Consider the following 18,802-nt stretch of genomic DNA (forward strand, 5'->3'; position numbering starts at 1 on the left):
AACATATTGTTTTTAAAAATAATTAAATACTAATATTCATTTAATTATGACAAAATTGCTTACATACCTGTATAACCTCATACTATTTTGAAAAGTGGTGACTTTGCTCTATAGATGAAGACAAAACGACTCTTTCTTTTAATATCGGCATGACATAATCACGGAAAAATGGAAACTCTTTTGTATAGTCGAAGAAAGAGAGCGTACACCCCGAGAAACCTGCTTCCTCTAGTGATGCTAAACCTTCCGCAACTTGTTCTGGAGTTCCCACAATTGGAAATCCACCAAATGCAGTTGCAACACGATCATGAAAACTTGCAATTTGTTCGGGTGGCATGACTTTTGAAAAAGCAAACAAAGTATCTAAAATATGTTGGACCGCTTGTGAATCAGCATTTTCTAATTGTCGCTTCCATTCCACTTGCGCCTCCTCTTCTGTAGGACGGCAAATAATATGTGTAGTTGTAAGCACTTTAATGACTTTACCTAAAGTTTTTGCTTCATCTTTAAGCTGCTTAATTTCCTTACACGAATCTTCAAGCTTCAAATGTACAGGAGTAAATAAAAAGTCAGAATTTTTAAGTGCAAATTCTCGGCCTTCTTTAGAACCTGCTGCGTTAAAAATGGGCGGTAGTAGGGTTAAATTTGGTTTTCCATATGATCCTTTTGTTTGAAAGAATTCACCATTCCAATCAAATGGTTCTTTACTTTCCCATATTTTTTTTATTAGATTAAACCATTCTTGAGCATAACGATATCTCGTGGGGTGATCTTTAGGTAAATGTATTCCTAATGCGTCATATTCTGGTTTATTCCATCCCGCTACAATGTTTACCCCTACGCGACCTTTACCAATTTGAGCCATGGTCGAAATTTGCTTTGCAGCAATAATCGGATGATTCATGGAAGTATGCAATGTTGTAAAAATTTTAATTTTCTCGGTTTTAGCTAACAAAGCAGTTGCCCAAGTAATTGTATCTAAAACAGATCCCTGAAAATCTTTTTTGCCCCCTAACCCAATGAAACGTGCAACGGGCAACATAAAATCAATTCCAGCTTTATCTGCCATTTGTGCTAGTTCTAAATTTTTATCCCAACTCGCTTCCCACCCATCATCAAGTGTAGAAGGAGTCATTCCGCCAGAACAATTTGAAGAAAAAATACCTAATTTAAATGTCTCAGATGTTTTAAAGTCATTATCAAACATAATTACTCCTTTTAATTAAATCTTTTAAATATAAATAGTTAATTAAGCAAATAAATAAAACGAAGACTCATTTACTTATTCTAAAAATTTACCTAAAAACAAAGCCACCAATAAAATTTTAAAATATAAATTAAAAAATATCAGTAAGTTAAACACACAACCCTTCAGTTCAAAACTAATAAAAAAGTCACTCTAAAGGAATTAAAAATACTATTTCGAATTGAGTAAAATAATTAATTAAGCTCAACCAATAAATAATATATTTTTAGTACTCTCCTATTAAATAATAAACTTTTTGGGCGATGACAACTTCCATTGCCGAGTAATAATCTCCTTCCTCAAATAACTTTTTATCTTTTGGATTATAGACAAAATTACCGCAATCATCACCAAAGTAACATCTAGGACCATATATTCTATCTCCCACCATATATTCAATTAATTTAATTTTTTCCCGAGTATTTGGGTTATATGCAGTAAATTTCATTCTCATGATTTATTCCCTGATACAAGCATATAAAATATTTTCTAGATTTCAAAAAAGATAATTAATATAAAAATTATTTTTTCCTAGTTTTAGAATTTATGCATGCCTCTTGTAAGGCATTTAATGCAGCAGGTTCTAACAGATCTGTCATTAAGCTTTTAAAATGCACACATTCATTTGTCTCTTTGGTTACTCTTGAACTTTGAACTGCACAACCGCAAAAAAAACAAAATATAAAAACCATAGAAAAAAATTTCATAAAAATTTCCAAATAATATATAAAGGTATGAAACAGTCATAAACTGTGTAATGAAGTTTTATATGGGAGAAAATTAAAGACTAAGCTGATAACGATCTATACATTCATATTTATCTGCTTTACTGAACGTAACACGTACAGTAATCAATAAATCGTATTTGGGAATATTTTTTATACCCACATAAATCCCCCCAGTTACTAACTTAAAAGTAAAGGTAAAATAATATGATTTTTTTCATAAATCTCTTTACCCTAATAAATTCAAAAAGATAAATTTAATTTTTTTAATATATATCCTTTAAGAATCACTATAATTTTTGTTTTGTTCCTGTTTCTTATATTTCTTTGTATTTTTAAGTAATTAACTCTTGTCTCATACAACATGTATCGTTATAAACGCATAAGTTTTTTTGTATATTTTATAAGCAATAAAACAATCCATATTGACAGGCTTCGAATACTATATTTGTGGCTTTTAGCTATAGATCATCCCTTTCAGAAGGTCTTGCGTTTTGTTCACCGAATGTCTTTAGAAAAAGATGGTGAGCATCGTTTGCTGTTGATTTATTAAATATTTTAGTGGTTTTAGTCTTTTAATGACTTAAATATAATGCCTCTTTATTAGTTGCATAACTTGAAGTCATTTTTATCCAAGAAAAAGTAAAAACAATAAAAAATTATGATTAAAGTAGTTGACCCTCACGTAACGTAAGCCCCTAGCATAAAACACACCTAAGGAAGAAGGAGCTAAAAAGATGCTGTTAAAAGTTGGTGAATTGGCTAAGCAAACAGGACTTACTGTCCGTGCTCTTCATCACTATGACGATATCGGTTTACTTCAGCCTTCGGTCCGTTCCGATGCTGGTTATCGACTGTATACCCATAAAGACATTACTCGTTTGCATCAGATTCAAGCATTACGAGGACTGGGAATGTCGTTAGCCGAAATCCATACGGTTCTTGAAGACCCCAATCTTGCACTTTTACCTATTATTGATCAGCAGATTCAGGCAATTGATCAAAGGTTGACTGAGCAACAGAAATTGCGAAATCAGCTCAGCAAGCTTAAATCTCAGATCATAAATGGTGAAGAGCTCGGTTTGGAGGATTGGCTAAAAACTCTGGAGCTTATAGCAATGTATGAGAAATACTTTACAAAAGAAGAGCTTGAAAAACTGACTTTCTTACAAACAGGCACTAAAAGCCACCAAGAATGGCAAGAGTTAACTCAAGCAGCAAACGCACTATTTAATGCTGGCGAACCATCTAATAGTGAAGCAGCTCAAGACTTGGCTCGAAAGTGGATGAAAACTCTTGAGCACAATACGCGAGCTAACCCTGAATGGTTAGTTAAACTAAATGCCATAAACTCAGCCGAGCCTGAATTTCAGGAAAAATTAGGCGTAACGCCAGAAGTGGTTGAGTTTTTACTTAAAGCTTTTTCTGAGAGTAAGCTGAGTATATTTGCCCGTTATTTATCTGACGAGGAGTTTGCTTTTCTAAAAGAAAATTACATCCGTGAGATGAAAAAATGGCCTCAATTATTGGTCGATATTGAAAAATTGATTGATGCCGAGGTCCCACCAGATAGTGAAGGAGCAAAGCGTTTGGCACAACAATGGCTCTCTATGCTACAAAGCTATGCAGGTAAAAACCCCAGTACTCAAGAAAAAATCCGTAAAGCAATGCAAAATGAACCGAACCTTGCTGACGGAACTTGGCTCAAACCAGTGACTCTACAATTTCTGGAAAAAGCAGTGGCAGCATTAATGCGTGATGCTTAGTTTTAGAAGTTAAGCCGCTTTTTATAAGAAGAGCGGTTTAACCAAGGGATCTATCCTTGCCCTTTAATAAAGTCTGCTATTCCTAAATTTACAGACAGTTGCTCAACAATCTGGTTTAATTTCTTGCCAGAATCATCCATACATCCTTTATAGTGTTCAAATTTAGTCTTGGTCCCATTTTTATCCGACCATATAAAATTGACAAATTGATGGTCCGTTGCCCTTCTCGCGCAATTGTTATCACTTGCGATTTCACCAGTCTTAGGTCTATACACGTGGAGTTGCTCCACAATAAAGAAGCACTGTAAGAGTTATATATAGTTTTCCTAAAAATAAAAAATTCGATCTATGTTTATGATTAATTAAACTTTTTAAACTATAGATATTAAAAAACCCGCTTCTCAATAAGAGAAACGGGCCACAAAAATAAAAACTTTCAGCGCAGTAATATATGAAATATATATTAAAAGTTTAAATATATAAATTCAATACATGTTTTATACTTTTTTAGAAAATTTAATTCCTTCTCATAGAAAGCTACATAAAACTCAGAGAAGCTTTTAAACCTCATCTTTATAGAAATATTCCCGAAGAATACTTTCTATAAATTCCAGCACAGCTTTAAGATCAGATCCATTTGGTACTTCACTCCAAGTAACAAAGTTCTCGACAGTACTATTCAATGACGCTGATTTAAAAGAAATACCTTTTAAATCGCTAACCACGGTTATAGTTGGTCCGTTATCACCAAATTCACTCCAACCCTCAATAAGTGGTAGTAAAATTTTTTCTATATCAAATGATTTTTCTTTGTTCAAAATAAAGTGATGAGCGACCAAAATTTTTGCAATATCTATAATTGCTTTATCTGCCATTTATTAACCTTTCATTATCTATATTTAATTTTAATATTCATTATTGAAAAAAAACCGCCCCAAGTGGCGGTAGCTGAAACAAATCAGCAGAATATAGAAGCATCATGGACTGACACTTCTATAATTTATGAAGGTACTTTATTTGTTTTAATAAAGTCCTCGGATTTGAAATAACTAATAATCATATCTGCATGTTCTTCTTTTTGAACAACCTTCGCTACAGGGATTGAATCATGAGAGAACTTGAAACCTGGCGGCACAAACTGTGAAATAGGAGGTAATTTAGTTTTGCCTCCTTCTGTGATTCGTTCTATAAAACCAGCTAACCAAAGAAGATACTCACCTTCATTTTCAAATCTTGGCATAACGCTTAGATCAAGTTGAACTTTACACTCACTTAACGGCCGGGTTAAAAGCTCATCAAAATCAATATAGTTATATTTGAGCTTAAACTCTGTCCCTTTAATGGCTTTTCTAATTTGGCTGATAAGACAATTAAGGTTCTCGGCAATGTCATTAGTGTATAAGCCATCATTTTTAATCTTCTTATATACTTTCTCTGCTACAGCTAAATACTTTGGCATTACTTATCTCCGTACTATTGTTATAAGGTGCTAAATTATGAATAGTCGTTGTTCTATAAGTATGATTATGGCCCAAGAAATGTATCAGAAAGTAAGTATATAAGAGCAGAATGTAAGTAATTAAAGCTTTAAGTAAGTTTTCAAAAAAAACACATAAAAAAATTATGGTTTTGATAACCAATCCGCAAAATTTATGGATGAATAGAGATAAAATGAAATATTTTTTAACAAGTTAATTTTACTTTTTGGTAAAAATAAAAATTATTTACTTAAATATTTACTCAAAATTTCCTATAAGCCAATAGACATAAAAAGCCCATCTTCCGATGAGCTTCTTTTTAACTACAAATGTGGTATGTAATATGCATAAAATAATTTTGGTACTGTAGATAATCGAATTATAGATAAAAATACTTGGTCATTACTTTTAAGGAATTATCTATTACATGGGCTGAAAGGTTGCCTACTTTTTGTTGTTTATTTCCTCATTCAATTTAGGAATCCTTTTTGTCAATCAGTCTCAATTTGTTAAGATGGCAACCGTGAGAGTTTAAGTTAAGCTCTCACACACTGTTGACTCAATTTTGACATAAAAAGATACACGAAAAGGTGTACTTTTTTCTTACATTAGGTCAGTTTTGCACAGAAGTTGTTAGAATTGGTTGGACAGCCAAACTTTCAAAATTAACTTATTTATTATTTAAATTTAAGGATTTAACATACATGAATAGCGCTGAAATCATGGCTGACTTATCTTCTCATACACCTATGATGCAGCAATATCTCAAAGTTAAAACGGACTATCAACATGCGTTGCTGTTCTACCGTATGGGTGACTTTTATGAACTCTTCTTTGAAGACGCTCATTTAGCAGCCAAACTTTTGGGTATCACTTTAACCCATCGTGGTAAAGCCAGTGGTCGACCTATTCCAATGGCAGGTGTTCCCTATCACTCGGCAGAAGGTTATCTTGCTCGTCTTGTCAAAGCTGGGCGCACTGTCGCCATTTGCGAACAAGTTGGAGAAGTGACAGGTAAAGGCCCTGTTGAACGTAAAGTTGTCCGTATTCTGACCCCTGGTACATTAACTGATGACGCATTACTCAGTAGTTATCAATCATCTAATCTCGTTTCCTTATGCATTCATCAAAACCAGATTGGTTTTGCTTTACTCGACTTGAGCGCGGGTATTTTTAAAGTTCAACAACAAGATTACAAGCCAGAACAATTGCCTATCGAGCTTGCGCGTTTAATGCCAAGTGAAATCTTGATTGATGAAGACTTGGTCGACACCAATATTATCGAACAGATTAAAAAACACTTAGATTGCCCTGTTACTAAACGCCCAAATGTAGATTTCAATCTAAATAATGCGCAAAAGACTTTATGTGATCAGTTTACGGTATCAACACTTTCAGGTTTTGGTTTAGACCCATTACCTTTAGCTAAAGCTGCTGCCGCTGCACTCATTCACTATGCAAAAGAAACGCAAAAAACTGCATTACCGCATATTCGTTCAATCCAACTTGAACAAAGTACCGACTTTATTGCGCTCGACCCAATCACGCGCCGTAACCTAGAAATTATCGAGCCATTATTTGAACACGGCACCTCATTATTCCAACTGGTAAATGACTGCCAAACTGCAATGGGCGGCCGTTTACTCAGCCGTACACTGATGCAACCTGTACGTGATACTGCATTGCTTGATGCTCGTTTAGATGCGATTGAGCAACTCATTCAGGGATATCACGAAAACCCGGTTCGTTTAGTGCTTAAAGAAATTGGTGATATTGAACGTGTACTTAGCCGTGTTGCATTAGGTAGTGCGCGACCACGTGATTTAGTGCAACTTCGTCACGCATGTGCACAAATTCCAGCTTTAAGAACGGCGTTAACTCCAGTCATTCAAGCAAAAAAATCTAAGTTATTAGTTCAACTTGATCAAGAACTTGGAGATTTTAAAGCGCTTCATCAACACTTAATGGCAGCGATTGTTGAAAATCCTCCTGTATTACTTCGTGATGGTAATGTAATTGCAGAAGGATATGATGCTGAGCTCGACGAATTACGCCAAATTCGCGATCATGCAGGTCAGTTCCTGATTGATTTAGAAATCAAAGAACGCGAGCGCACAGGTATTAACACCCTTAAAATCGGCTATAACCGTGTAAGTGGTTACTACATCGAATTGACTCGTGCTCAAGCAGAACAAGCCCCTGCTGACTATATTCGTCGTCAGACTTTAAAAAATGCTGAGCGCTACATTACACCCGAGCTAAAAAGTTTTGAAGATAAAGTCCTGTCGAGCGAGTCACGTGCACTCTCACGTGAAAAAGCATTATTCGAAGCTTTACTTGAAAATCTTCGTGAAAATATTGCTCAGCTACAAATGATGAGTTCAGCAATTGCTCAAATTGATGTAATTGCAAACTTTGCTCATCAAGCACGTTTAAACAATTGGGCGCGCCCTGAATTTACCCCGGAAACAGGCATTAAAATTCAGGCAGGTCGTCACCCTGTTGTTGAAGCATTAAATAAAGCACCATTTACCCCAAATGATACTTTCCTTGATGCTCAGCACCGTATGGCGATTATTACCGGTCCAAACATGGGCGGTAAATCCACTTTCATGCGACAAACAGCATTAATCAGTTTGCTTGCTTATTGCGGTAGCTATGTTCCGGCGAAAGCAGTCAAACTTGGTCCAATTGACCGAATCTTTACCCGTATTGGTTCAGCCGACGACTTATCTACAGGCAAATCTACCTTTATGGTTGAGATGACCGAAACTTCGCAAATTCTGCACCATGCGACCAATCAATCGCTGGTTTTAATGGATGAGGTGGGCCGAGGAACTAGTACCTATGACGGTTTATCTTTAGCATGGGCATGCGTAGTTGATTTAACTAAACGTGTAAAATGTTTATGTTTATTTGCCACCCATTATTTCGAGTTAACCGAACTAGGTAGTGAAGCAGGAATCGATAATTATCATGTGACAGCGCAAGAGCTTAACGGCAACCTGATTTTATTGCATAAGGTTCAGCAAGGCCCTGCAAGTCAAAGTCATGGTTTACAAGTTGCAAAATTAGCTGGTATTCCTGCCAATGTTATTAAAGAAGCACAAAAGCGTTTGCGTATCTTAGAGAAACAGCAGCAGCAACATCTACAAACCAGTTTCCAAAATGATTTGTTTGCTCCACCAGATGCAAACTCTGATTCACAAATCATAGAGAAAGTTGTCGAGATCGAAGTTTCATCCCCTGCTCTAGATTTACTTAAGCAAATTGAAGTCGATAATTTATCGCCTCGTCAGGCGCTTGAACAACTCTATGAGTTAAAAGCTGCACTCAAATCTTGATAAAGCACTTCCGAATAAGCAGGCTTAGGTCTGCTTATTCATATCGGAGAATAATATTTATATGATCTTAAGATCTCTACAACATTCAGAAATTGATCTTATTTGGCAGCAGATTAGCCGTCGTGAATTAATCACTCAAATGTATATTCAAAATCAACAACAGCTAGATTTAGTTGATTGTTTTTTTGATGTTCAATATTGGGATTCATATCATTTAGAAAATGACCCACCTAAGCTCAAACAACTCTTTGCACAAGGTTCAATATTTGTAGGTGCATTTGATGCCCATGAAAAACTCGTTGGTGTGAGTGTGGTGTCAAACCAAGTTATAGCAGACTATCCTCATGCTAAATTACTCCACTATTTCTATGTCGATGCAGACCAGCAAGGTCAAGGCATTGGTGCTAAGCTTATGCAAGCCGCAAAAGAGTCAGCCAAGCAACTCGGTGCGCACCAACTGTATATTTCAGCAACTCCAAGTCGGCGCACTGTAGACTTCTATATGAAGCATGGCGCGCAACCATTAAGTGCTCCAGATCAACAACTTTGGCAGCTCGAACCCGAAGATATCCATTTACTATGTAACGTTTAGCGCTAAAAATTTAAGGGCTATTCAACAAAAAGAGCAGAAAATCAAAATTTATGAAAGAAAAATGAAAAGTTAAGGTATTTATTAATATAGATGCCTTGACTTAAATGACATCTAAATAATTGAATAAAATATTTTTTAAGTTATTGTTTTATAAAATATATTATTATTTTAATTTTATAGTTTCGCAACTCCTAAGCCTCGAAGATCTGTTTGATTATCAACGTATTAACTTATCTTCATATGCATGAATAAAGAATATCAATAAAAGCAATTGTTTGTTTACCCCTTTTTTGCCTAAAATAAGCTATTCGAAATGAAACCATATTTTTTAGGTAGCTGTCGCCATGACCTTTGTTGTCACTGAAAATTGTATTAAATGTAAATACCAAGATTGCGTAGAAGTTTGTCCTGTAGACTGTTTTTACGAAGGTCCGAATTTCCTAGTGATTAATCCGGATGAATGTATTGACTGTGCATTATGTGAACCAGAGTGCCCAGCGAATGCAATTTTCTCTGAAGATGAGTTACCAGAAGGTCAAGAAGTGTTTATTGAATTAAATGCTGATCTTTCTCAAAAATGGCCTAACATTACTCAAATTGGTGACCAACCAGCTGACCGTGAAGAATGGAACGGCAAACCTGATAAATTACAATATCTTGAAAAGTAATTTCAAAAAAGATCAGCAACCGCTGATCTTTTTTATACCCTATTCAAACATTTCATTGCAAATTCCTCGTAATTTGTGCACTGTTTTGCATTAAAATAGCCGCAATATTTATAAGTGCTTAATTTTTCTTATGCGGAAGTTTTTGCAGAGTTTGGTACCCTTATGCATAATCCCAGCGGTTATGGTAGGTTGTGTCAGCTCTCCCCAACACACAACAACAGGCAAAACCTCTCCAAGTGGTAACCGAATCTTTATTCCACAAGAGCGCGTTATTATCGAGCGCCCAATTCGTCCTAAAGTTGAGCCTGCATCTTATCGAAACTGGTTAAGTTCTGGTGAAAATTACCAGCGTGTTCGTGAGTACGAAAATTTCTTAACCCGAAACAATGTCGCAGGTATTGTGCCAAGCTTTGAGCTATTACGCTCAGCACGTGATTGGCAAAAATGTGGACGTTCAGAATATGCCGTACCTAACCGCGAACTATGGGGAAATTCTTTATCGACCCTACGCGTATTTAAATATTTAGTGGCAGCAAAAGTTCTCACTGACTTTGAAGTAACTTCAGTTTATCGAGATTTACCTTTAAATGAATGTGCCGGTGGTGCAAGCTCATCTAAACATTTATTTAACTCGGCAATCGATTTCCGTATTGGTCCTGAGTTTCCACAAGCTCAAGATTATGCATTTATCGAAAATACCAAGTTTAAACTTTGTCAATTCTGGGCTCAGCATGGTCAAAGCTTAAATATGGGTATTGGCTTATATAGCTCAGGACAGATTCATATCGATACGCAAGGCTATCGTACTTGGGGCCCTGACCTCACCCGAAACAGTTCAATGTGTAATTTCTAATAAAAAACTCCTTTCAACCGAAAGGAGTTTTTTTATTGTTCATTTCCCAATCAACCAAAATTTCTTGAAACGAAGATTTTTGCACTCTATGCATAAACGTTTAAAATAGCCCGATCAACATATAGGTAAATTTGATTATGCAGCAGATGTGGACAGACATTGACCAATATATCGATTCACATTTAATTCCCGAAGACCCGCGACTCGAATATGCATTAAAGAATACCGACGAACACGGCTTTTCAAATCATCTTGCAGTGGCTCCTAACCAAGGAATGTTCTTGCAGATGCTTATTCAAATGAATAAATGCAAACGAGTCTTAGAAATCGGAACCTTTGCTGCATACAGTACCATCTGGTTAGGCCGTGCATTACCTGAAGACGGTTATTTACTCACAATAGAAGGCCGTGCGACTCATGCAGAAATGGCTCAAAAAAATATCGATCACGCCAATCTTCCGGTAAAAGTCGACCTTCGAGCTGGCCGTGCCGTCGATATCCTCTCTGCAATTGACCCTGAATCTATCGAACCTTTTGATTTTATTTTCATTGATGCAGATAAACAGGGTTATCCTGAATATTTAGAATTGAGTTTGAAATTTTCGAGATCTGGCACCATTATCGTGCTCGACAATGTAATTCGTGCAGGTGATATTTTAAATCCTGAGAATAAAAAACCGAGTATTGAAGGCATCCGTGAAATGTTTAAAGCCTTAGAAAATCATCCAAAAATTCTGTCTTGTACAGCTCTGCAAACGGTTGGGTCAAAAGGTCATGATGGCTTCGCAATTGCAATTGTGAAATAATGGTTAAAAAATCATCTTTTTTATTTTATTATTTATAATCAATTAATTACTTTTATTACTGTTGCTTTTCCATATAGTTATCCACAAGATTTGCGGATAACTATATGCAAATCTCATCATTTAGCTACAAGTAATGGTACAGTCGCGTTTCGGAATATGGTTGTCGCAATACTTCCCAAGAAGAACTGGTGAATTTTGCTATGGCTAAATGCCCCTAGCACAATGATCTGAATACCGTGCTCTTGTTGATACTCTAGAATATTCTGCGCGACATCACCATAACGGTAAACGGTAACTACATCGAGGCCCGCTTGTTTAAGATAATGCTCAGGTTCATTTAATATTTCTGGATGATCGCCTACATACACCAAATGACATTGCAGTGTTCGCAATAAGTCACTTTGAGCAATACGGCGCATCATTTTTTGGCATGTTGGCGAGTATTCATAAGCAAAGATAAATCGGGTTGGGACTTTAAAGTTTTCACCAATCGTCAAAACTGTACAGTTCGCACCGCGGATGAAGTTCTCGACATTACTACCAATTGGTTTATGTTTTTCGGCGGCTCTTTCCCCGACTCGACCTAAAATGACGATATCATTTTCATGTAAGAGATTAAAACTTTGTTCTAAAAAATCACCTTTTTCCTGGATTTTTGAACTGGTAATTCCGTGTTTTTCTTGAATAAAATCAGAAATGTGACGAAGTAAATTATTGCTATAGTCTAATGCGAGTTCACTCTGTTTTTGCTCTAGCTCAGCTAACTCTTTTAGCAGCATTGCATTGCTTTCAAAGCCGATTACCCCACTAATTTCACCAAGATGATAACTGGCTGGGTAATAGTCCAGAATTTGTAATAATACAAGTTCCCGTCCGGTTGCTTTAGCAACCCATGCTGCTGCATCTGCAATAGCATTAATACACGGTGATGAGTCAATACACGCAATAACACGGTTCATGTTAGCCTCTCTTCTTCAGGTCTATTGCCTTGGAGATTATTATTAAAACTTAGCTTTAACTTAACATAGATAAAAATTGGTATGTTAAGGTTTATGTATAAAAACCAACTTTTTTGTTTAAAGATCAAACATTTTATTACATTCTTAAAACTGCATTATTCTCTTAAGCGAATAAATTTTGCGGGATTCCCACCGATAATATGGTAGGGCTCAACATCTTTGGTCACCATACTATTCATCCCGACCACAGCATGTTTACCGATTTTTATACCGTCTTTGATCCCCACATGTGCACCCAACCAAACGTCCTGCTCTATTTCAATTCCTTTAGAAGTGACAGGCTGTTGGTAAAGCGGGCGGTCTAATTGCATTCCATGATCAAACGCATATAAATGACAATATGCTGCAATTCGGACTTGGTCATGCAATTTTATGCCAGCTCGTCCACCATCTAAAATACAATGATGATTAATCGCGACTTCGTTACCGATTTCAAGCGGTCCATGTAATGTGCAATCAGCCGCAATAAAACTATTATCACCAATGATAATTTTGCGCCCCAGCTCAGCAAAAATGTGTGCTAAGGGTGAAATAAAACAATTTTCACCAATCTCAACGGTCTCCATATCCATTAAATAAGCTTGATATTCTTTTTGCCACTCTTCAGCCCAAGCACGATTTTTCGGTTTTAAACTCCAATATAACCATGGCATATAGTTTAAGCGATGCTTATGTTGCTCACGATATTTCAATAAGGAATCAATCATCTGTTAATTCCTCTTCTATTTTTAATTCTTCACGACCACGGGTTACATCTCTAAGTTTTAACGCCAGCGGTTCAATTTGATGTATTTGTAACCGTGCCTCAACATCTACACCCGTTGCTGTGTAAGTTTCCTGATATTCAATTTGTTGTTGAGTCAGCTCATATTGGAAGATCGCCCATTCATTAAAATGGCAAGAAAAATAAATCGTCTTTTTCGCAATAAGTTCAATGCGTTCAGCCAACAGTAAACATTGTCCAGCACAGCCACCATATGCTCTAACAAGGCCGCCTGTTCCTAGTTTTACTCCACCATACCAACGGTTAACCATCACTATAATATTGGTTAAGTCATTCCCTTCAATGGTTGCCAAGATTGGACGCCCTGCTGTTCCTGACGGTTCACCGTCATCGTTAAAGCGTACGTTATGCCCAATTTTCCATGCCCAACATTGGTGAGTGGTCGAGATATCTTTGTTATATTCTAAAAATTCTTTAACTTGCTGTTCATTTTCGACTGGCGCAGCGATGGCCTGAAATCTGCTTTTTTTAATTTCTTCTTCAAATGTAATCTGTGATGCAATCGTAAAAGCCATAAATTAAATAAAGCATAATAAAAATCAAATTATAACGTGAATTTAAAAGAATCAAACCCATAAAAAAGCCCCGAATCTCGGGGCTTTTTTTATTATCTTTCTCGTAATGCTTCTTTGGCTTTATTAAATGGTTTAAGTAAGTAATCCAATACTGTTTTTTCACCAGTACGAATATCTACTGTTGCCACCATACCCGGTGTAATTCCAAAAGCCTTACCTTCTTTATTATAAAGCTTGTCAGAATCAGTGCGGATATAAACACGGTAATAGAATTGGTCTTGTTTAACCTCATCACGAATCGTGTCTGGTGAAATAACCGTAACTTTACCTTTTAGACCCCCATAAATTGAGTAATCGTAGGCAGTAATCTTAACCAGAGCTTCTTGTCCAGGACGAATAAAGGCAATGTCACGCGGCAAAATACGCGCTTCAATCAGCAGTTGTTCATCGATTGGTACAATCGTCATCAGTTTACCGTTTTGTGGAATAACACCACCATGCGTAGTCACCGCAATTTCTTTCACAACCCCACGTACCGGAGCTCTAAACACTGCACGATCTAAACTGTCACTACGGCCCAGTACGATTTGTTGCTGTGTTTTACTATCAGTCGTAGCTTTAGATAGCTCTTCACGTGCTTTCACATAATACTGGTTCTGCGCATCATTCATTTTGTTTTGCAGATCATTTGCTTCACGACGTAGACGTAAAACCTCGACCTCACTTGCTGCACCTTTTGCAACTAACGGCTCTGTCATTGCCAGTTCTTGTTGCACCAGTTGTAAAGCCTGTCTTAAACCTGCAAGCGTTTGTTCAAGATCAGCGCGACGCGAGCGGTATAACGCTGTTTCTTCTTGTACAAGCTTTGGTTCTTTCATCACAATTTCAGGGAAAACCAAAGGTGTACCATTTACTTCCGCACGCAAACGCGCTGCTGTCGCTTGAGCAGAGATCAGTAAAGATCTTGATTCACCGACATTTGATGCAAAACGGGTTGGATCAAGCTGCGCAAGAATTTGTCCTTTTTGAACAATGTCACCTTCTTGTACATTCAGCTTAGTTAAAATACCACCTTCTAAAGACTGGATAACCTGCTCTTTAGATGATGGAATCACTTTACCCGTACCGGTAGAAACTTCTTCAAGTTTAAATACCCATGCCCAGATAAAGAAAATAACTAAACCGATTCCCACAATCCAGATCACTAAACTGGCACGTGGTAATGGTGGCTCACTATAAGAGACATTCATTGAACGGGTGAGTTCTTGTTGTTGTTCGCTCATGAATTACCCCCTTGGCTCACTTGTTTTTGTTGGGCTGTTGATTGATTAAGGACCTGATCTCTTGGACCATCCATCACGATTTTGCCTTCGTTAACGACAATAATACGGTCCACCAGATCTAAAACAGCTCGGCGGTGGGTCGCAACGACCAAAGTACGATGTGCTAGCCAAACTTTTAAATGATCAATCAGTTGTTTCTCTGCCACATCATCAATCGCTGCTGTCGGTTCATCCAGCAGTAAAATGTTAGGTTGACGAATCAATAGACGTGCCAGTAACAATGCTTGTTTCTGACCACCAGAGAAACCAACACCACCTTCTAAAATCAGGTGATCTAGTCCTTCTTTTTTCTCTTGAACAAAAGGTAATGCACCCGTCACCACCAAAGCACGAAGAATATCTTCATCTGTTGCAAGTGGCGCACCTAAAGTGAGGTTTTCACGAATTGTACCGTAGAAAAGATGTGCATTTTGGTTGAGTAGGCCCATATCACGGCGTACATCAGATGGGTCAATTAAAGAAAGATCAAGACCATCTAAGTGCACTGCACCTTGAGTTGGAACTTGCATGCCAGATAGAAGCTGAAGCAGTGTCGATTTACCTGCACCATTACGGCCTAAGATTGCAATTTTTTCACCAGCACGAATTTTTAAATGGCGAATGGCCAAACTTGGTTTCGGGTCTTCTTCTCCATATTGGAACAAGACATTTTTTAATTCATAATCGCCATTTAAAACAGCTTTATGTACCAGATGCGAACGGTCCGCCTGATCGATCGGGCGTTGCATAAGTTCATCAAGACTTTGTTTTGCAACTTTTGCTTGCTGTAAACGACCTAACACACCTGTAATTTGTGCAACTGGGCCTAACATACGTGAAGATAAAATTGAACACGCAACTAAAGCACCCGTAGTCATTTCACCGTCCATCACGGCAAAACATCCCACTAACACCACAATTGCATAGGTCAAGCCTTGAAGCATTTGAGTCCATGCCATTAAGGTCCCAACAATTTTACGCTGTCTCATCCCGATATCGGCTGAAACTTCGTTCATGTGGTTCCACTGGTTTTGGAAACGAGACTCAGCACGTAATAGTTTGATATCTTCAATACCTTGCACCGCTTCAACAAGAATCGCGTTACGGATTGAGGATTCTCTCATACCTTCTTGTGCGAGTTGCGCTAGTTTTTTCTGTGCCAGAATACCTGGTAAAAGCATAAGCGGTACTACTAGTAACATCACCCAAAACAGTTTTCCACCAATAATGGCAAAGATGATCAGGAACAGGAAAAAGAATGGGAAATCGGCAATTGCACTAATGGTGGTTGATGTCACCAATTCACGAACCCCTTCGAGTTCACGAATCTGGGAAATAAAACTACCGGTAGATTTTGAACGGTCTTTATTTTTGATGCGTAAGGCATGACCAAATACACGATCAGAAACACGTAAGTCAGCACGTTTACCAATAATGTCGGACAAATACACTCGCGATATACGTAAGGTAAACTCAAAAAGAGCTGCAATCAGTACCCCACCTGCCAGTACCCATAAAGTCGGAATAGACTGTGAAGGTACAACGCGGTCATACACTTGCATTGAGAAAATAATGGTTGCCAGTGCCAACACATTGGCAATGAGTGAGGCAAACATAATATCAACGTAGCGTTTCCAGTCTCTTAGAACGATTGACCAGAACCAGCTCGCTTCATATGGCTTGATATATTCATCAATACGCGCATCGGGAATAGAGGTTTCAGGGCGCAGAATATAGACATTCTTAATTGTAGTTTTTAAGACATCTAAGCTTAAATTTTGAGAAAGGCCATGATCTCCACTAAACTGAATACTGACGTTTCCTTGAGTATCAGCTTTATCAATTACACCGACTTGACCGTCATTGAACTCGACCATGACAGGTAAACGCCATGGGTTGAGCAACTCTAAAGAAAATGGCACTTTACGTAAATTGAGTCCAACTTGACGTGTAATGAGCTGTAAAACATCATCAAGATTTTGATTTTGGTTCCAGTCAAGTTGTAAACGAATTCTTTCTTCTGAAGGCTCAATTCTATAATGTTTAGCAATCGTCAAGACTGCCTGTAACCAGGGCTGGTAGTTTATTTTTGTCATCATGGTTGTACTTCGAACCCCTGAATTGAAATATTATTTAAGTCATAAGCTTGGCGAGAACGTCCTGTTGCTGCAATGTACTGAACAATACTGCTGTAAATATCATAACGTGCAGTTTCGAGTTCTGAATTAGCACTATGAATCGCTTGTTCGGCATTTAATAAATCGACCAATGAACGTGTTCCGAGTTTGTACTGTTCTTGATAAAGCTCACGTGTACGAACTGTCGTTGCTTGGCGATTTGCTAAAACCTGCATTTGTCGTTGTTTATTTTCAATTTGCTCACGGCTGGTTCTGATCTGGTCGAGAACATCCAGATAAACAGAATTCACTTTAGATTTAGCGGCTTCTTCTGCATAACTCGCCATTTTTACCTGAGAAGAAACTGCTCCACCTTGATAAAACTGACTGGTTGCTTCAAGCATGACCGAACTATACAGACCATCGTCTTCATCATTATTTGGATTTTTGCCATTAATGGCCTGACTCAAAGAACCTTTGACTGCCAAAGTTGGATAACGTGTTAAACGGGTCTGCTCTTTTTGCGCTTTAGCAACTTCAATACCCGCTTGAGCTGCGATCATTTTTGGAATGGTATTAAACTGAGGCTCACCATATAAATCAGATACTTTCACCAAATCATCTGAAATAATCCATCCCGTTCGAGAAACATCGCCACCTAATAATGTTCTTAAATGCTGCTGATATTGACGTAACAATGATTGCTGAGCAATCAGACCAGACTGAGCAGCTTGCAAATAAGATTGGGCTTGAATTGGATCGGCTTGGCTACTAATACCGGCATTTGCACGTAAATTAGCGATTTCCTGAATTCGCTGAATACCTGCAATTTGCTGTTCGGCAATCTTATTTAATTGAAGATAGCGCTGAATATTGATAATCGACTGTGCGACATCAAGTGCAATATCATCAATGCTGACCAGAACATTGGCCTGCTCGACTTGCAACTTAGCCTTCTCAACCGATACACCTGATTTCACTTTACCAAAATCATAGAGCATTTGAGTTGCATTTAAAGTCAATAATTGCCGACCACGCTCACCACTGCTCAAGTCACCTGTGGTAATACCACCTGAAATTTGAGGGTAATAACCCGCCTTTGCAACATCAATACCAGCGTTTTGGCCAGCTAAAGTTGAAATGGCTTGGGAAATATCAGGGTTACGCTGGATTGCGATTCTCACCGCTTCCTGCAAAGTCATTTTCCTTGATGGCAGAGTTGAATAAGATGAAGCTGCTCGATCATTGAGTTGAACAGTCGGAAACTCCTGAACTCTAGAACGATCTAGCTTAAAATTACTCAGCTCTTGCATTTTAGCAACTTTAAATTCATCACTACTTTTAGGGGTAAAAAGCTGCGATAAGTTGTTTTTCAATGTGTGATATTGCTCACTTGGTTTAGCGGCATATATCACCATAGGTACATGCAATGTAGTTAAAAGCATCAACCCTTTCAGGAAAGCCGGCTTTTTACATGTCCTTTTTACTCTTCTCTGGTTATATCCAATCATGCTTGTCTTGTTGATCTTGTTTGTTATCGTTTAAAAGCTTCTACATTCTACATATT

At 37.5% G+C, this 18,802-nt stretch carries 16 protein-coding genes; 6 read left to right on the top strand and 10 right to left on the bottom strand.

What is annotated here, in order from left to right:
• Window positions 1–82: 82 nt before the first annotated feature.
• Window positions 83–1,207 (bottom strand): LLM class flavin-dependent oxidoreductase, encoded by a 1,125-nt coding sequence (locus F931_RS11450; protein WP_016141522.1) that lies wholly within the window; start codon window positions 1,205–1,207, stop codon window positions 83–85.
• A 265-nt stretch (window positions 1,208–1,472) separates the two neighbouring features.
• Complete coding sequence (locus F931_RS11455; RefSeq protein WP_016141523.1) at window positions 1,473–1,700, bottom strand: hypothetical protein; 228 nt, start codon at window positions 1,698–1,700, stop codon at window positions 1,473–1,475.
• 1,008 nt (window positions 1,701–2,708) lie between these two features.
• Here F931_RS11455 and F931_RS11460 point away from each other — a divergent pair.
• Window positions 2,709–3,737: a MerR family transcriptional regulator gene (locus F931_RS11460; protein WP_016141524.1), complete on the top strand. Its 1,029-nt coding sequence runs from the start codon at window positions 2,709–2,711 to the stop codon at window positions 3,735–3,737.
• A gap of 560 nt (window positions 3,738–4,297) precedes the next feature.
• On the opposite strand, the gene F931_RS11470 is transcribed toward F931_RS11460, so the two are convergent.
• Window positions 4,298–4,612, bottom strand: coding sequence for a hypothetical protein (locus F931_RS11470; protein ID WP_016141526.1), 315 nt, complete (start codon window positions 4,610–4,612; stop codon window positions 4,298–4,300).
• A gap of 125 nt (window positions 4,613–4,737) precedes the next feature.
• Window positions 4,738–5,196, bottom strand: a complete 459-nt coding sequence (locus F931_RS11475) for a hypothetical protein (RefSeq protein ID WP_016141527.1) — start codon at window positions 5,194–5,196, stop codon at window positions 4,738–4,740.
• 723 nt (window positions 5,197–5,919) lie between these two features.
• Between F931_RS11475 and mutS the strand changes: the two genes are divergently transcribed.
• From mutS to F931_RS11500, 5 genes are all read left to right on the top strand, one after another.
• Window positions 5,920–8,559, top strand: coding sequence for a DNA mismatch repair protein MutS (gene mutS, locus F931_RS11480; protein WP_016141528.1), 2,640 nt, complete (start codon window positions 5,920–5,922; stop codon window positions 8,557–8,559).
• 61 nt (window positions 8,560–8,620) lie between these two features.
• Complete coding sequence (locus F931_RS11485; protein WP_016141529.1) at window positions 8,621–9,151, top strand: GNAT family N-acetyltransferase; 531 nt, start codon at window positions 8,621–8,623, stop codon at window positions 9,149–9,151.
• A 344-nt stretch (window positions 9,152–9,495) separates the two neighbouring features.
• On the top strand, window positions 9,496–9,819 hold the full coding sequence (gene fdxA, locus F931_RS11490) for a ferredoxin FdxA (RefSeq protein WP_003650851.1): 324 nt from the start codon (window positions 9,496–9,498) through the stop codon (window positions 9,817–9,819).
• A 130-nt stretch (window positions 9,820–9,949) separates the two neighbouring features.
• Window positions 9,950–10,672: a D-Ala-D-Ala carboxypeptidase family metallohydrolase gene (locus tag F931_RS11495; RefSeq protein ID WP_212749812.1), complete on the top strand. Its 723-nt coding sequence runs from the start codon at window positions 9,950–9,952 to the stop codon at window positions 10,670–10,672.
• A 137-nt stretch (window positions 10,673–10,809) separates the two neighbouring features.
• Window positions 10,810–11,478 carry an O-methyltransferase gene (locus tag F931_RS11500; protein WP_016141531.1) on the top strand — a complete coding sequence of 223 codons (669 nt, stop codon included), beginning with the start codon at window positions 10,810–10,812 and terminating at the stop codon, window positions 11,476–11,478.
• Between the two features lie 116 nt (window positions 11,479–11,594).
• On the opposite strand, the gene F931_RS11505 is transcribed toward F931_RS11500, so the two are convergent.
• From F931_RS11505 to F931_RS22680, 6 genes are all read right to left on the bottom strand, one after another.
• Complete coding sequence (locus tag F931_RS11505; RefSeq protein WP_016141532.1) at window positions 11,595–12,437, bottom strand: universal stress protein; 843 nt, start codon at window positions 12,435–12,437, stop codon at window positions 11,595–11,597.
• A 155-nt stretch (window positions 12,438–12,592) separates the two neighbouring features.
• Entirely contained in the window at window positions 12,593–13,204 is a 612-nt protein-coding gene (locus F931_RS11510; RefSeq protein ID WP_016141533.1) for a chloramphenicol acetyltransferase CAT, read from the bottom strand.
• On the bottom strand, window positions 13,197–13,796 hold the full coding sequence (locus tag F931_RS11515) for an IMPACT family protein (RefSeq protein ID WP_016141534.1): 600 nt from the start codon (window positions 13,794–13,796) through the stop codon (window positions 13,197–13,199). Before F931_RS11515 ends, F931_RS11510 begins: the two co-directional genes overlap by 8 nt.
• A gap of 92 nt (window positions 13,797–13,888) precedes the next feature.
• Window positions 13,889–15,079, bottom strand: coding sequence for a beta-barrel domain-containing protein (locus F931_RS11520; protein WP_016141535.1), 1,191 nt, complete (start codon window positions 15,077–15,079; stop codon window positions 13,889–13,891).
• Window positions 15,076–17,217 carry a type I secretion system permease/ATPase gene (paxB, locus tag F931_RS11525; RefSeq protein WP_016141536.1) on the bottom strand — a complete coding sequence of 714 codons (2,142 nt, stop codon included), beginning with the start codon at window positions 17,215–17,217 and terminating at the stop codon, window positions 15,076–15,078. The genes F931_RS11520 and paxB overlap by 4 nt, the downstream gene beginning before the upstream one ends.
• Complete coding sequence (locus F931_RS22680) at window positions 17,214–18,680, bottom strand: TolC family protein (protein ID WP_016141537.1); 1,467 nt, start codon at window positions 18,678–18,680, stop codon at window positions 17,214–17,216. The genes paxB and F931_RS22680 overlap by 4 nt, the downstream gene beginning before the upstream one ends.
• Between the last annotated feature and the right edge of the window lie 122 nt (window positions 18,681–18,802).

This window comes from Acinetobacter pittii ANC 4050 (genome assembly GCF_000399685.1).
In the GTDB taxonomy this organism is placed as follows: Bacteria; Pseudomonadota; Gammaproteobacteria; order Pseudomonadales; family Moraxellaceae; genus Acinetobacter; species Acinetobacter pittii_E.

What these genes read in the sequence shown, in the direction of transcription:
- F931_RS11450 (WP_016141522.1), bottom strand. Translation starts at nt 1,207, where the DNA reads ATGTTTGATAATGACTTTAAAACATCTGAGACATTTAAATTAGGTATT.
- F931_RS11455 (WP_016141523.1), bottom strand. Translation starts at nt 1,700, where the DNA reads ATGAGAATGAAATTTACTGCATATAACCCAAATACTCGGGAAAAAATT.
- F931_RS11460 (WP_016141524.1), top strand. Translation starts at nt 2,709, where the DNA reads ATGCTGTTAAAAGTTGGTGAATTGGCTAAGCAAACAGGACTTACTGTC.
- F931_RS11470 (WP_016141526.1), bottom strand. Translation starts at nt 4,612, where the DNA reads ATGGCAGATAAAGCAATTATAGATATTGCAAAAATTTTGGTCGCTCAT.
- F931_RS11475 (WP_016141527.1), bottom strand. Translation starts at nt 5,196, where the DNA reads ATGCCAAAGTATTTAGCTGTAGCAGAGAAAGTATATAAGAAGATTAAA.
- mutS (WP_016141528.1), top strand. Translation starts at nt 5,920, where the DNA reads ATGAATAGCGCTGAAATCATGGCTGACTTATCTTCTCATACACCTATG.
- F931_RS11485 (WP_016141529.1), top strand. Translation starts at nt 8,621, where the DNA reads ATGATCTTAAGATCTCTACAACATTCAGAAATTGATCTTATTTGGCAG.
- fdxA (WP_003650851.1), top strand. Translation starts at nt 9,496, where the DNA reads ATGACCTTTGTTGTCACTGAAAATTGTATTAAATGTAAATACCAAGAT.
- F931_RS11495 (WP_212749812.1), top strand. Translation starts at nt 9,950, where the DNA reads ATGCGGAAGTTTTTGCAGAGTTTGGTACCCTTATGCATAATCCCAGCG.
- F931_RS11500 (WP_016141531.1), top strand. Translation starts at nt 10,810, where the DNA reads ATGCAGCAGATGTGGACAGACATTGACCAATATATCGATTCACATTTA.
- F931_RS11505 (WP_016141532.1), bottom strand. Translation starts at nt 12,437, where the DNA reads ATGAACCGTGTTATTGCGTGTATTGACTCATCACCGTGTATTAATGCT.
- F931_RS11510 (WP_016141533.1), bottom strand. Translation starts at nt 13,204, where the DNA reads ATGATTGATTCCTTATTGAAATATCGTGAGCAACATAAGCATCGCTTA.
- F931_RS11515 (WP_016141534.1), bottom strand. Translation starts at nt 13,796, where the DNA reads ATGGCTTTTACGATTGCATCACAGATTACATTTGAAGAAGAAATTAAA.
- F931_RS11520 (WP_016141535.1), bottom strand. Translation starts at nt 15,079, where the DNA reads ATGAGCGAACAACAACAAGAACTCACCCGTTCAATGAATGTCTCTTAT.
- paxB (WP_016141536.1), bottom strand. Translation starts at nt 17,217, where the DNA reads ATGATGACAAAAATAAACTACCAGCCCTGGTTACAGGCAGTCTTGACG.
- F931_RS22680 (WP_016141537.1), bottom strand. Translation starts at nt 18,680, where the DNA reads ATGCTTTTAACTACATTGCATGTACCTATGGTGATATATGCCGCTAAA.